The sequence below is a fragment of the Peptostreptococcus sp. MV1 genome, from assembly GCF_000758885.1.
In the GTDB taxonomy this organism is placed as follows: domain Bacteria; phylum Bacillota; class Clostridia; order Peptostreptococcales; family Peptostreptococcaceae; genus Peptostreptococcus.
The window spans coordinates 1-15223 of record NZ_JRNB01000120.1 but is presented as its reverse complement, the minus strand read 5'-3'; the positions used below and the strand labels follow the sequence as shown (position 1 = coordinate 15223).

The 15223-nt window shown below is 38.2% G+C and carries 12 protein-coding genes and 1 other annotated feature; of the genes, 5 read left to right on the top strand and 7 right to left on the bottom strand.

Translation table 11 applies throughout. The features are described 5' to 3' along the window. Positions 1–52: 52 nt before the first annotated feature. From rplI to HMPREF1639_RS08615, 6 genes are all read right to left on the bottom strand, one after another. Positions 53–499 (bottom strand): 50S ribosomal protein L9, encoded by a 447-nt coding sequence (gene rplI, locus HMPREF1639_RS08640; RefSeq protein WP_036765638.1) that lies wholly within the window; start codon positions 497–499, stop codon positions 53–55. After that, positions 500–2515, bottom strand: coding sequence for a DHH family phosphoesterase (locus HMPREF1639_RS08635; protein WP_036765634.1), 2016 nt, complete (start codon positions 2513–2515; stop codon positions 500–502). Beyond that, positions 2505–3545, bottom strand: a complete 1041-nt coding sequence (locus HMPREF1639_RS08630) for a DUF2232 domain-containing protein (protein WP_036765632.1) — start codon at positions 3543–3545, stop codon at positions 2505–2507. The genes HMPREF1639_RS08635 and HMPREF1639_RS08630 overlap by 11 nt, the downstream gene beginning before the upstream one ends. 149 nt (positions 3546–3694) lie before the next feature. Next, a complete protein-coding gene (locus tag HMPREF1639_RS08625; RefSeq protein ID WP_052045492.1) occupies positions 3695–4060 on the bottom strand; it encodes a BlaI/MecI/CopY family transcriptional regulator in 366 nt (121 codons plus the stop codon). A gap of 308 nt (positions 4061–4368) precedes the next feature. Then, positions 4369–6294 carry an elongation factor G gene (locus tag HMPREF1639_RS08620; protein ID WP_036765630.1) on the bottom strand — a complete coding sequence of 642 codons (1926 nt, stop codon included), beginning with the start codon at positions 6292–6294 and terminating at the stop codon, positions 4369–4371. Positions 6295–6431: 137 nt separating this feature from the next. Then, positions 6432–7484, bottom strand: a complete 1053-nt coding sequence (locus HMPREF1639_RS08615; RefSeq protein WP_036765628.1) for a CobW family GTP-binding protein — start codon at positions 7482–7484, stop codon at positions 6432–6434. A 173-nt stretch (positions 7485–7657) separates the two neighbouring features. Here HMPREF1639_RS08615 and HMPREF1639_RS08610 point away from each other — a divergent pair, with 173 nt between their 5' ends. After that, complete coding sequence (locus tag HMPREF1639_RS08610; RefSeq protein ID WP_036765626.1) at positions 7658–8509, top strand: KilA-N domain-containing protein; 852 nt, start codon at positions 7658–7660, stop codon at positions 8507–8509. Between the two features lie 415 nt (positions 8510–8924). On the opposite strand, the gene HMPREF1639_RS08605 is transcribed toward HMPREF1639_RS08610, so the two are convergent. After that, positions 8925–9488: a hypothetical protein gene (locus HMPREF1639_RS08605; protein WP_036765623.1), complete on the bottom strand. Its 564-nt coding sequence runs from the start codon at positions 9486–9488 to the stop codon at positions 8925–8927. A gap of 252 nt (positions 9489–9740) precedes the next feature. Between HMPREF1639_RS08605 and radA the strand changes: the two genes are divergently transcribed. The 4 genes from radA (at position 9741) to proS (ending at position 15119) form a co-directional block, all read left to right on the top strand. Next, positions 9741–11120, top strand: a complete 1380-nt coding sequence (gene radA, locus HMPREF1639_RS08600) for a DNA repair protein RadA (protein WP_036765621.1) — start codon at positions 9741–9743, stop codon at positions 11118–11120. 1 nt (position 11121) lies between these two features. Further along, positions 11122–12198 (top strand): DNA integrity scanning diadenylate cyclase DisA, encoded by a 1077-nt coding sequence (disA, locus tag HMPREF1639_RS08595; protein ID WP_036765619.1) that lies wholly within the window; start codon positions 11122–11124, stop codon positions 12196–12198. Positions 12199–12228: 30 nt separating this feature from the next. Next, complete coding sequence (locus HMPREF1639_RS08590; RefSeq protein ID WP_036765617.1) at positions 12229–13314, top strand: PIN/TRAM domain-containing protein; 1086 nt, start codon at positions 12229–12231, stop codon at positions 13312–13314. 68 nt (positions 13315–13382) lie between these two features. Next, positions 13383–13595: a binding site (T-box leader), on the top strand. A gap of 75 nt (positions 13596–13670) precedes the next feature. Continuing rightward, complete coding sequence (proS, locus tag HMPREF1639_RS08585; protein ID WP_036765615.1) at positions 13671–15119, top strand: proline--tRNA ligase; 1449 nt, start codon at positions 13671–13673, stop codon at positions 15117–15119. Positions 15120–15223 lie beyond the last annotated feature (104 nt).

The following is a 15223-nucleotide window of genomic DNA, read 5'->3' as shown; positions in this document are numbered from 1 at the left end:
TAAATTTAGCGAGGACTAGCCTCGCCAAATTAGTGTGATTTTGTCTATATTATTATTTTTCTTTTACGTCCACCCTGATCTTAGTAGTGACCTTCTGGTGGATTTTTATTTCAACAAATGTTGATCCTAGAGTCCTGATTGGCTCATCCATAAGGATCTTTCTCTTGTCTATGTCTATATTTTTCTGCTTCTTTAGCTGTTCAGCTATTTCCTTTGAAGTGATAGAACCGAATAATCTTCCACCCTCACCTGATTTGGCCATGATTTCGATATTTACATCTTCCATCTGCTTGCCTAGTAGGACAGCTTCTTCATATTCTATAAGGGCCTTTCTTTCTTTTGACTTGGCCTTATCATTTAGCTCCTTCATATTTGTTTGGCTAGCTTCTACAGCAGCCCCCTTCTTTAGCAAGAAGTTTCTAGCGTAGCCATCACTGACTTCCTTGATTTCACCCTTCTTACCAGTTCCCTTTACATCTTTTAGTAAAATAACTTTCATCTATTCGTCTTCCTCCTCTAAGTATTCTTCTATTATGTCTTTGACCATATTATAGGCTTGTGACAGGCTCACATCCTTGAGCTGGGCACCAGCTATATCTATGTGACCACCGCCACCTATCTTTTCCATTAGGATATGTACATTGATATCTCCTAAGGATCTAGCACTGATAAAGACCGTATCACCCTTCATACCAAGTACAAATGAGGCTTCGATATTTTTGATATTTAGAAGTTCATCAGCGGCCTTGGCTATGATTATATTGATATTGTCTATTTCAGCCTTAGCATAGGAAATACAAATTCTTTCCTTTACTATTTCTGTTCTCTGTATGATTTCTGCCTTGACTAGGAAGTCTTCTGCATATGAGTTGAAGAACTTCTTGACAGATAGGGTTTCTGCTCCAAGGTTTCTCAGGTAGGAGGCAGCTTCGAATGTTCTGACACCTGTCTTGAATTCGAAGTTCTTGGTATCAAGGTAGATACCACCTAGTAGGCCCTCTGCTGTCAGCTTGTGTATATTGATGTCAAAATCAGTATACTGGATTAGCTCAGTGACCATCTCGCAGGTAGATGATACGTAGATCTCATGGAATAGGAGAATTGTTTCGTTGATATATTCAACACCCCTCCTATGGTGGTCTATAACTACTACCCTATTTGATAGGCTTAGGAGCTTTTGACACTCTGTATAACTAGGTCTATGCGTATCAACTACAACTACTAGGGTATTTTTCTTACACATATCTATAGCCCTTTCATGACTTATAAATACGTCGTCAAAGTACTTGTCTTCCTTGACCCTATTTACAAAGATTTCTACTGCTTCATTTACACTATCTAAGACAATATGGGCATTTTTACCATAGGATTTACATATATCGTATACACCTACAGCAGCTCCCATAGCGTCCATATCTGGATAAAGGTGGCCCATTATTAGGATGTGATCACTTTGACTGATGATTTCCCTAAAGGCATGACCTATTAATCTAGATTTAACCTTTGTCTTTCGCTCAAATCCCTTTGACTTACCACCGAAGAAGTGGTAGCCTTCTGTATTCTTTATAGCAACCTGGTCTCCACCCCTACCTAGGACCATATCTATGGCTCCAGAGGCAAATTTACCGGTTTCTTCTATAGTTTCTCCGTCATACCCCACACCTATACTAAGGCTGACAGGTAGGTTGTTGCCCCTATCTATTTCCCTAGCCTTGTCTAATAGTGGGAATTTATTTTTTTCCAATTCTTTAATTGATTTCTTGCTAGTGAATAGTACATATTTGTCATTGTCCAGCTTTTCTATTTGTCCCTGAGTCTCGCTTTCAAGATTTGATATGATTTTTTCAATATCAACCCTGATTAGGGATTGATTTTCTTCAGGTGTACTCTTTATTACATCTTCATATCCATCTATTTCTATAATCATTAGGGCAGGTTTATTATTATCAAGGTCTGTCCTCAACTGGTCGAGATCTGTATGGTCTAGCCAGTACATGATTATCCTGAATTCAGGACCTGATTGGTTCTTTTCATCTGTTTTGGTAAAACAATACCTAAGAGTATAGGTCCTATCCTTGTAGATGAATTCATCTTCCATTACCTTTGATTCATCCAAGACCTTCCTAAGAGTTATCTCTCCGACGATATCCTCTAAATTATCACCTATGGATGTAGAACCCTCTTCAAGGCCTATCATCTGGTCAAAATACTTGTTTGCCCAAGATATGGTACCGTTCATTTCTAATATACACAGGGGGATAGGTAGGTTTAGTAAAGATTTCTTAGTCAAATTACTAAAGTTAAATGAAGCCCTTTGAACCCTATCACGCCACTTCTTGACATCTCTCTTTTTCTTGTCGAGATATATCAAAACTAGTGTAGCTAAAATTAAAAAACAAGTTATTCCCAAGGCCAAGTTTTTGTAGGCTATGTAGGATGACATGAGGAATAGTACTATAAAGTATAGGTAAGCCAAATAGGAGAATAAGTCTAATCTTTTGCTTTTATTGTTCATTATTATCACCCCTACCTTCCCAATTAGAATACCATCTCTGTCTGTAATTAAGCATATTATCTAGCATACCCAGGATTGATATACCAGGTAGGATACCCATAAATATCACTATTACAAAGACAAGCAGCATATTTACTTCTTTCTTGATATGCCTCCAGTTCTTGATCAAAAAGACTATCAATGATAGACCCTCTAGGAAGAATAGTAGGTTCATAATCAAGATAAAGTTGTTTATCACGCTCATCACATCGATACTTGGTAGAGCCAAACCTATAATATAAAGGCTGACTATAGTCACAAAAAGTACTAGGACTGGCCTGCCAGGTAGGAAAATATTGTCAAATTTGATATGATTTATTTTTTCCTTATATAGAAGTCTAGATATAGGCAGGCATAGGTAGTAGGCTATCAATGCCAGTATAATAGACTTGATATAGGTAATTAATAGGTATAGGCTACTGGAAGCAGACATAAAATCAACAAAACCAGCATTCTTGATAGTATTATATTCCTCCGTAGTCAAGTTCTTTTTGTAGAGGTCAAGAACGATATTTATATCTGCCTGCAGGTCTTTGACTAGGTCAATTCCCCTATAGTATTTGAGTATGACTGTATAGGCAAGCATACCAACTGCAAAGAAGACTACTGATACTAGGAAAGTCTTAAATGATGCAAATTTATAAGTATCGTCACCTTTTTGCAATCTTATTTTAAATCTTGATCCATCTATACTGACAAGGCTTTCGTTGGCTATAAATATGCCAGATAGTAGACTTGGTAGTATATACATAAGACCAGATGCCATGGCAAATTGTAGACCACCAACCCCAAAGGCTAGGGCAGTTGAGAGCAGACCTGCCGAAAGTGAAAACACAAGGTTAGCTTCCATGCCTATTATAACCATAGGTATTACTGTGACTATGGATAAAAAGGCCAGAGAAGAATCTATGCTAGCTAAAAAGGTAAATAGCAGGCATAGGGCCAACATTGACAGGTTTACGATTGTCCTTTTATTTATATCATTAACCAATATAATATCACCCCCGATTCATAGTGGTTATCTAATATATTATATCATTTAGTAGTTATAATGTAAATTCAAAAAGGCAAGTCCCACCTACAAAGATGTAGGATGACTTGCCCCTGTGTAAGACTATCTCTATTAAAACGGATTAGCTATTATGCGTTTTCCTTTAATCCGTCTATGATATCCTGATTTCCATATTTTTTCATATATTCTAAAAACGATGTATGTGAAAAATTAAAAGTTGTATTCTTTAAAGCCTGTAGCTGATCTGCAGCATACTCTTCTGCAGTAATTACATAGGTATAGCTCCTAGATAGGGTAGTACCACTGTAGACTACATCACTAACCTTGATGTACTCTTTCTTTAGCAAGTTTCTCAATACTACCTGGATAGTATTTTTGCTGATTTCCTCATTACAGTGGAAAATTTCAGTCGCTGTAAGAGACTTGTCAGTATTCCATAGTATTGACATTATGTCTTCTTCTCTGTCGCTTAATTTTGTCAATAAACCTCTCATATTAGTTCCTCCTTAAAAACTCATTAATATTTTAGCAGGACTCTGCTACATAAGTCTGCACATGCAATGTAATAATGACATTATATATGCAAGAATATCTACTCACATTATAACACTTTTATAAATAACTATAAATAAAAAAATACAAAAAAATAAAAAATATATATGAAAAACATATCGACCTATATCAGAATAGAAAGTTATCTGACTTAATATTGAAATATTCTGCACTGAAAAGAGGCTCCCATACTGGGAGCCCCTTCTACAAGTAACTATATTTAATCATGAGTAGTGACCACATCAATGTATTAAGCCTTGGCTGCTGCGATTATCTTTTCTGCTGAACTAGCTGGTACCTCTGCGTAACTATCAAATTCCATCTCGAAGTAGCCCCTACCCTGAGTCATTGACTTAAGGTCGATAGCATACTTGAAAGTTTCTCCCTGAGGAGCTAGGGCCTCTAGTATCTGCTTGCCCTTGCCATTTGATTCCATACCAAGTATTTTACCCCTTCTCTTGTTCATATCACCCATTACATCTCCCATATATTCCTCTGGAATTGTAATAGTAAGCTTCATAACCGGTTCAAGAAGGACTGGCTTGGCCTCTTCCATACCCTTTTTGAAGGCTATAGATGCTGCCATCTTAAAGGCCATTTCTGAAGAGTCCACATCATGGTAAGAACCATCGTATAGGACAGCCTTGATATTTGTAACTGGGTAGCCTGCTAATACACCCTTTAACATAGAGTCTTTTAGTCCCTTTTCAACTGCTGGCACATAAGACTTAGGTACTGAACCACCGAATAGCTCTTCTGAGAAGTCAAATTCATCTTCACTCCTAGAGAACCTGATTTTTACGTGACCGTACTGGCCATGACCACCAGACTGTTTCTTGTGCTTACCTTCTACATCAGATGTACCCTTGATAGTCTCCCTATATGGAACCTTAAGGTCGTCTAGTTCTACCTCAATACCGAACTTGTCTTTCATCTTATTTACTAGGGTCTTTATATGTAGTTCACCCTGACCACCTACTAGGGCCTGGTGAGTCTCATTGTTTCTGTAATAATGAAGAGTAGGGTCCTCTCCAACTAGCCTAGTAAGGACATTTGCCATCTTGTCTTCATCATTTTTATTCTTTGGAGATATGGCTATGTATATCTGTGGCTTAGGGAAGTTGATTTCCAATTCAACCTCGGCGTCCCTATCTAGGGAGATAGTATCACCAGTAGCTAGGCCGGCAACCTTTGTTACTACTATGATATCACCTGCATAGGCTTCTTTTAATTCTATCAATTCACCACCACGTATTGTGTATACGTTGGATATTTTTTCCTTGTTTCCTGTTCTCATGTTGTATACTTCCTTGTCCTTGGAAATAGAGCCATGAGTTATATATATGTATGAAATCTTTCCTACGAAAGGATCTATAAATGTCTTAAATACTGTACCCTTGAAAGGTTTATCCTGGTCTATATATGTTGGGTCTATATAATTTTCAAGAGATGCTAGGATTTCAGCTGTACCTATGTTGTTGATAGTAGAGCCTGATATTACTGGAATTATATCACCCTTCTTTACACCTATTGTGATACCAGTCTTGATTTCGTCACTAGTCAATTCTTCGCCTTCAAAGAACTTTTCTAGGTAGTTGTCATCAGTTTCTGCTATAAGTTCCATCAAGGCATCATATGACTGCTGGGCCTGGATCTTGAATTCTTGGTCTAGACCTTCATAGTTTTCAAATACATTGTGAAGCTTGACAAACTTTCCATCCTTGAATTCAGGAGATATCATTGGTACTATCTTGTTTTCGAATTTTTCATTTAGCATTTCGATTACATCCTTGTACCTGGCCTTTTCGTTGTCTATCTTGTTGATAAACATGATCTTTGGAATACCTTCTGTCAGTTCAAGAGCCTTTTCAGTTCCGACTTGCATAGGGTCGGTGGCATCGATAACTATGATGGCAGCATCACTAGCTGATAGGGCGGATACTACATCTCCAGTGAAGTCTGTGTAACCAGGAGTGTCTATAAAGTTGAACTTGAAACCTTCATACTCGACTGGCATTAGACTCATGCTGTAAGTCATTTGTATATTATTGCTTAGTTTGGGAATTTTGTTGACATTTGCGGCATGCGCGATAGTTTCTAATAAATTAGTCTTACCGCAACCGCTATGCCCTAATACCGCAATATTTCTGATCTTCTCGCTATTATAGATTTTCATACAAGCACCCACTTTCTTATTTTATGGTTAGATAACCAAGTTTTTTTGGATGTATGGAAAAATTTTAGCCCATACAACACCAATTGCTATCTAAATTCTACAAAGCTAGGTGAAAATCCTTTTTAAAGACAGAAAATTTAAAAAACTTTTAAAATAGCCTCCTCATTCAAGTCCCTACCTATAATAACCACATGATGGTCTTGGATATAATTTAGTTCATTGATTCTGATTTCTTGGGGCACATAGTCAAATTCTAGGGCAGAGGTATGGCCTGGCAGACTACCCTTGGCCCTAATAATACTTCCATAGATTCCCCTATCAAAAGACTCCAGTATAGACTGAAGGTCTTCCTTGGAAAAGGTCTTATCAACTCGAATCGTTAGGCTTTTAAATTCATCCCCAGAATGCTCGTGGTGGTCATGGTCATGACATGAACAGCTATCACCATGGTCGTGATTGTGGCTATGTGAAAATGAATCGTGCTCATGACAATTCTTGTTTGAATGGTGGTGTGAATGGTCCAGCTTGTTGAATAGGGCCAACATGTCCTTGCTAGTATTTACCTTGTTTATCTTGTATCTAGCATCATCTTTAATAATAGTAGACTCCAAGAGGTCACTTGCCCTGAAGTCATCCCACTCAGCATCTACAATATGGGCATGCTTGTTTTCATTTTTTATATCTCTTATGATTTCTCCTATATCTATACCAGAGGACTTGGCCAGGCTATACCTACTGAAGATAATGGTATTGGAGTTCTTTATCTGGTCGATGTAGAATTCACCAAAATTGACCTTGTACATGGAATATTTTGTGGCGTCTATAACTGTGATGGAGCGATTTATCTCAAATAGGTCAGGATACTTGAGGCAGATAGCCTTTATATCTGATAGCTTGCCCACGCCAGATGGCTCTATCAGGATGCTATCCGGATTAAAGGCCTTCTTGATATCGTTTATAGAGCTGGCAAAGTCCCCTGCCACCGTACAGCAGATACAGCCGGCATTTATCTCCTTGACAGATAGGCCCTCTCTCTCTAGGATTGCCCCATCAATGCTGACCTCTCCAAACTCATTTTCTATAATGACAGTCTTGGAAAAATCATCAGCTTCCTTGATTAATTTTTTGATAAATGTGGTCTTACCAGAGCCTAAAAAGCCCGATATTATATTTATTTTTGTCTTTTTCATAATTACCCTCCTAAATTTTATGCTACAAGAGCAAGTAGCACTATTTACTATATTTCATTATAACTGAATTAGCTTAAGAAAATCAAAAAAATGAATAGTTGGTGTGCTGTTTAGAGCAGTTATTACGAAAATAAATTTTGTAAACAGTAGATCAGCATAAAGGGGGAAATCGTATGTCTAAGGCGAAAAAAGAGACGATTGAAGCAAAAGGTTTTGCTATTCAAATTTATACTGAAGACTTTAAAAACGACTATATAAGTCTAACGGATATTGCTAAGTATAAAAATAATGATGATCCTAGATTTGTTATACAAAACTGGATGAGAAATAGAAATACTTTGGAATATATAGGTTTATGGGAAGTTTTGAATAATCCAGATTTTAACCGTGTGCAATTCGACACGTTTAGAAATGAGGCAGGACTTAATAGATTCACTATGACACCACAAAAATGGATTGATTCTACAAATGCTATTGGCATAATATCGAAGTCTGGGAGATATGGTGGAACCTATGCGCATTATGATCTTGCAATGGAATTTGCCTCATGGATTTCACCAGAATTTAAGCTGTATATTATTCAAGATTATAAGAGACTTAAGTCAGATGAAAATTCTAAGCTATCGTTAGGGTGGAATCTTAATCGAGAAATTTCCAAGATTAACTATAAAATTCATACAGATGCAATTAAAGAATATCTCTTAAAAGATCTTACCAATGAGCAGTTATCTTATAAGTATGCAAGTGAAGCAGATATGCTCAATGTAGCCTTATTTAACAAGCGAGCAAAACAGTGGCGTGAAGAAAATCCAGATTTGAAAGGCAATATGAGAGATTATGCAAGTCTGAATGAGTTACTGGTGCTTGCCAATATGGAAAGTTATAATGCAATTCTTATTGGAAAAGGTATGGAACAAAAAGAAAGAATGATAGAACTTAGAAAGCTTGCTAGAACTCAGCTGATGTCAATTGAAAAGTTGAACAATACAGGAATTAAGAGCTTAGAAGATAAGTCAAAGAAATAGAGAGGTCTGTTATGAGATGGGCATTGAAAATTATCTTATTTCCAATAATATTGCTCTTGTCGATACTAATTGCTTTTCTAAAATTTATTATAAAAGTTAGTGGAATGATTTTAGGTATAATATCTTTCCTAGTATTTATTGGAGCAGTAACTTGCTTCATATAAAAAGATATGGCAACAGAAATGGTAACATTACTTATAGCATTCTTGATCAGTCCTTATGGGCTACATAAAATTGCAATTTTGGATCATAAGTTTTTATTAATTTACTTACAATATTTTTCTTAGCTAGATTCATTGGTTCTCTTTTTCTTCTTCTTCCCATAACAAAAGTCCTCCTATGATAATAATTTTACCGTAGAAGGACCTACAATTTTACAGACTTTTTTACATAGACTCGGCTTTTAGCTTTCAATTTAATTATCTTCTTCTACCATTTCTAAACATACATCTAAATCAAATTCTTCTGTGAATTCTGGATCCATATGGGTTAAGAAGTGCCAATCTTCTGAATCTTTTTTTCTAAATAGGATTGCTTCTCCGTCTTCTGATCCGAAGTAGGCTCTTTCTACTTGGTAGCCTTCCTTTTCTAGATTTTTCTTTACTTCTAAATAATTATTTTCTCTCGCTTCGATATATTCTCTTAAATCTGAATTCGCTACTGTGTAGGCATCCACTCTAGTTGCACCTTCTACGATTCCTTTTCCTTTTTTAGATAGGTTTGGAATTTCTTTCCAATATACTTCTACATCGCCATCTTCTGTAAACATAAACTTAGTTAGTGGAACTATGTTGCCATTTATTTCTAGTTCCATGTAGTCTGAGATTGAATCTAGCTTTATAGTTTCGTATTCAAATCCGTCTATCTCTTCAAATTTGTATCCTTTAAGTTGAGATACAAATTTTCTTCCTTCTTCTATGGTGTCAAATAGTCCTAGCTCTGTGCTCATTTTATCTTGGTATAATTCTAATATAAACATTTTTTCTCCTTATCCATTATTATATTTAAAATAGTAGACTTACCAACCCTCCTCATTCCTGTAATAACTTTGATGATTGGCTTATTTATATATCATACAAGATGAGAGAATAGACGTCAAACATAATGAATCAAACTTAGTTTATGCGCAGAGGCCATAAGGAAAAGACACATATAAGATGAAAAATATGATATAATAAAACGATAGAAATGTATACCTTAAGGTATATTTAAGGAGGTGTTGTTAAAATTTATGGCAAAGGTGAAGTCTAAGTACGTATGTCAAAATTGTGGTTACGAGAACCCAAAATGGTTGGGCAAGTGTCCTGAGTGTCTACAGTGGAATACGTTTGTAGAAGAGGTTGAGGAAAAACTAACTCCCAAGCAAGCATCGTTGGCCAAGCAGGCATCTAAGTCCACTAGCAGGCCAATCAAGATAAATTCCATTACAACTAATAAGGAAGAGAGGTTTTCTACCAGTATACCAGAGCTAGACAGGGTCCTAGGTGGTGGAGTAATACCAGGCTCCTTGGTTCTAGTGGGAGGAGATCCAGGTATAGGCAAGTCTACCCTGCTCTTACAGGTATCCAACAATGTAGCAGAGACGGACAAGAAGGTCCTATACATATCAGGCGAGGAAAGCGAAAAGCAGATAAAGATGAGGGCCAAGAGGCTCAAGGTTTCGTCAGACAATTTGTACATATATACAGAGAACAACCTTGCAGCTATTGAATTACAGATAGCAGAAGTACAACCGGACATGATTATAGTCGACTCCATACAGACTATGATATCACCGGAGATAAACTCAGCACCAGGTACCATTAGCCAGATAAAGGAAGGTACATCCAAATTTATGAAAATATCTAAGTCCAAGTCGATATCAACATTTATAGTTGGTCATGTGACTAAGGAAGGATCTCTAGCAGGTCCAAAGCTATTAGAGCATATGGTGGATACAGTCCTATACTTTGAAGGCGAGAGGTACAATACCTATAGGTTGCTAAGGGCAGTAAAGAACCGTTTTGGCTCAACAAACGAGCTAGGAGTATTTGAGATGAAATCAGACGGACTAGTGGAGCTGGAAAACCCATCCAAGGTCCTAATAGCTGAGAAGCCAAATGATGTATCTGGCTCAGTAATAGTATCAACAGTAGAAGGTACTAGGTCCATGCTCTTGGAACTTCAGGCCCTGGTAGCACCAACCAATTTTGGTTATCCCAGGAGGACTACTACAGGTGTTGACAACAATAGGGTGGCCCTTATACTGGCAGTATTGGAAAAGGTAATAGGTATGCAGGTCCAGAGCCAGGATGTATTTGTAAATATAATAGGTGGCCTAAAGATCAATGAGCCTTCTATGGACTTGGGTATAGCCCTAGCCATAGCATCAAGCTTCAGGAATATACCTGTAGACGCCAGTGTGGTAGTGACAGGTGAGATAGGCTTGACAGGAGAGGTCAGGACGGTGAGTTTTATCGAAAAAAGAATTTTGGAATGTGAGAAATTAGGCTTTAAAAAGATGGTAATACCTAGGGGTAACTACCTAGATGAATTTAAAAAGGATTATAGGATTGAATTGGTGCCTGTGTACAACTTGAGGCAGGCTATATATGAAGTTTTGGGAGGTTAGGATGAACAGTTTTGATATTTTTACCAATGATGAAATGGATGAGATATTGAAAATGATATCACCGGGTTCACCTCTTAGAATAGGTCTAGACAATGTACTGATGGCCAAGACTGGTGGTCTGATCGTCGTGGCTGACAATGACCAGATCCTGTCCCTAGTAGATGGTGGTTTTGAACTAAATGCAGACTATACGCCATCCTCACTATATGAGCTAGCCAAGATGGACGGGGCCATAGTATTGGACAAGAATATTGAAAAGATACTCTTTGCCAATACCCAACTGATGCCAGACCCCAATGTACCTACTACAGAGACAGGTACTAGACATAGGACAGCTGAAAGAATAGCTAGGCAGACCAAGTCTATAGTGATAGCCATATCACAGAGGAGGTCTATAATCACCATATATAAGGATAGTAAAAAGTATGTAGTCCAAGATACTACAACCCTATTTTCAAAGGCCAACCAAGCATTCCAGACATTGGAGAAGGCCAAGAGTTCCCAGGAACAGGCCGTACTAAACCTAAATGCCCTAGAATTTGCGGATATGGTAACCATATACGACGTAGTATTTGCAATGTCAAAGGTGGAGATGGTATTGAGAATTACAGGTGTAATGGAAAGGTACCTACTAGCCCTGGGTGATGAGGGTGTACTGATCAGGAGTCAGTACGAGCAATTAATTGGTAGGACAAGAGATGACCAGGATTTGATAATAAAGGATTATGTACTGGAAGACACCAACAAAAAGAACTTTAAAAAGAAATTGAGTGCGCTTTCAGACGAAGAACTAGTCGATCTAAGCAAAATAGCAAAAATTATGGGCTTTTCAGGCTATAACGAGAATTTGGACAAACCAACCACTACGAGAGGTTATAGGCTACTGAGCAAGATCCATAAATTACCAGAAGGAATTATAGATAATCTTATAGAGCATTTTGGAAGCTTCCAGGACATACTAGCAGCTGGCATAGATGAACTTGACGAAGTTGACGGAATTGGTGAAATAAGGGCAACTTATATTAGAAATGGACTTATAAAAATGAAGAGATTGGCAGTTTTGGATAGACAGATTTAGTATTATTATCCTGTATACAGGAGGTAAATTATGATTAATAAATTAAGAAGATTTATAGTGGCGCTAGTTGGTTTTGCCCTAACAACTACCCTATATATTTCATTGATGAAGCCAGTAAAGCAGCTACAGTTTGGCAACCAAACATACGGCTATATAGCTGGAGTATCGGCAGGTTTGATAGTAGCCCTGATATTCTTCGTCAGTGAACCAGCCATAAATAGGCGATTAAAAAAACTAGGCAAGCTTTTTGATAAGGAAATGTCGGCCTATTCACAGATAGATATTATCTTGGGGTCAGTGGGATTATTGTTAGGCTTCCTAATTGCATCCCTGATCAGTGGACTATTGGAGAAGATATATGTAGTAGGACCAGTTCTATCGATTATATCATATGTCCTATTTGGTCTACTAGGTATCAGGATAGGAATGAGGAGTAAAAATGAGGTCAAGACCCTACTTAGGTTGAGGCAAGGGCCAGACAAGAAGGATAGGGAAGAACACAAGTCAAAGAAGCAAAAGAGGAATATACCACCAAAGGTACTGGACACATCAGTAATAATAGATGGAAGAATAGCAGACATCTGCAAGACTGGCTTTATTGAAGGCAAGTTGGTAATACCTCAGTTCGTCCTTGATGAACTAAGACATATAGCTGACTCAGCCGACGATATGAAGAGGGTCAGAGGTAGAAGGGGTCTAGATATCCTCAATATGATACAGGAAGAAGGCAATATAGAAGTGGAGGTTACAGACCAAGATTTTGACGATATAGCAGAGGTAGATATCAAGCTACTCAAGCTAGCATCAGTCCTAAAGGGTAAGGTGGTAACCAACGACTTCAACCTAAACAAGGTGGCCCAGGTCCAGGGTGTCGAGGTATTAAATATCAACGAGTTGGCCAATGCAGTCAAGCCTATAGCCATACCGGGTGAGGAAATGGTAGTAACCATAGTCAAGGAAGGTAAGGAAAACCAGCAGGGTGTAGCCTACCTAGATGATGGTACCATGATAGTAGTAGAAAATGGTAGAAAGTTCATAGGTGAGACCAGGAAGGTAGTCGTAACTTCTATCCTACAGACACCAGCAGGTAGGATGATATTTGCTAGAGTCAGGTAGGAAGACCAGATTTATTCTATATTATATTGACAATTACACCCCCTAGGGTGTATCATAGTGGCATACCAATAGAGGCTATGATAAAGGGATAGTAGTTGGCAGAGATTTACCAGAGAGGGACCACTTGGTGGAAGGTCCTATATCGAAACTGATGAACCAGCCTTTTAGCTTGGAGAGGTAACAATCTCCACGGTTTGAACCGTTATATTCTATCGAGGGAGTCAGGATATCCTGGCTAATAAGAGTGGTACCGCGGAAACTAACAGCCTTTCGTCTCTTTTTATAGGAGATGAAGGGCTTTTTTATGTTCTTCAAGGCTGTTAAGTAACATATCAAACAATTAGGAGGACAAGAAAATGGGAAAGAAAAAAGAAAATCAATTTGTAGAAGCTATTACACCAATGGAAGATGACTTTGCCCAGTGGTACACAGACGTAATAACTAAGACAGACCTAGTAGACTATGCTCCAATAAAGGGCTTCATGGTAATCAAACCATACGGATTTGCCCTATGGGAAAAGATTAGGGACTATGCAGATGGCCTATTCAAGGAAACAGGTCACAAGAACGTATACTTCCCACTATTGATACCAGAAAGTCTACTAAACAAGGAAGCAGAGCATGTAGAGGGGTTTGCACCAGAAGTTGCCTGGGTGACTCAGGGTGGCAACAAGGTCCTAGAAGAAAGACTAGCAGTCAGACCTACATCAGAGACTATCATCTGTACAATGTATGCCAAGTGGCTAAACTCATACAGGCAGCTGCCATTCCTATACAACCAGTGGAACTCAGTTGTCAGATGGGAAAAGTCAACTAGACCATTCCTTAGAACATCAGAATTCTTATGGCAGGAAGGACATACCCTACATGAGACTGAGCAGGAAGCAATAGATGAGACACTACAGCAGCTAGCTGCCTACAAGTCAGTAGCAGAGGACCTAATGGCAATACCAGTAATAGACGGTAGAAAGTCTGATAGTGAAAAATTCGCAGGAGCATCTGCTACATATACAATAGAAGCAATGATGCACGATGGTAAGGCCCTACAGTCAGGTACATCTCACTTCTTGGGTCAGCACTTTACAAAGGCCTTCGATATTACCTTTTCAGATAGGGATGGCAAGCTAGCCAACCCATACCATACATCATGGGGTATCTCAACTAGACTAATAGGTGGTCTAATCATGGTACACTCAGATAACAGAGGTCTAGTCCTACCACCAAAGATGGCTCCAATTCAGGTAATCATAATACCTATAGCAGCCAACAAGGGTGGAGTAATGGAAGTGGTAGACAAGGTGGCAGGAGACCTAAAGGCCAAGGGAATATCAGTAGAAGTAGACGACAGAGCTAACTACAGCCCAGGTTACAAGTTCAATGACGCAGAAATGAAGGGTATACCAGTAAGACTAGAAATTGGACCAAAGGACATAGAAAAGAATCAGGCCCTAGCCTTCAGAAGAGACGAGCTAACTAAGTCTGAAATGTCACTAGATACAGTAGCTGACCAGGTAGCAATACTACTAGATGAAATACAGAAGAATATGCTTGAAAAGGCTAGAAAATACAGGGATGAAAGAACATATGTAGCCCATAATATGGACGAATTTGTTGATATCATAGAAAACAAGAAGGGCTTTGCCAAGGTAATGTGGAAGAATGATGCAGACAATGAAGCCAAGATCAAAGAGTTGACAGGCGCTACAATAAGAGTAATACCATTTGCCCAGGAAGACCTAGGAGACAAGTGTTTCTACACAGGCGAAAAGGCAGACAATATGGTAATATTTGCCAAGGCATACTAGAATATAGAAAAAAATATACAAGGCGACCAGTTTATTGGTCGTCTTTTTTTGGTTCTTTGTCAACTAGCGTTGATGAATAAAATCCTAAATTTATGCGACAGCAT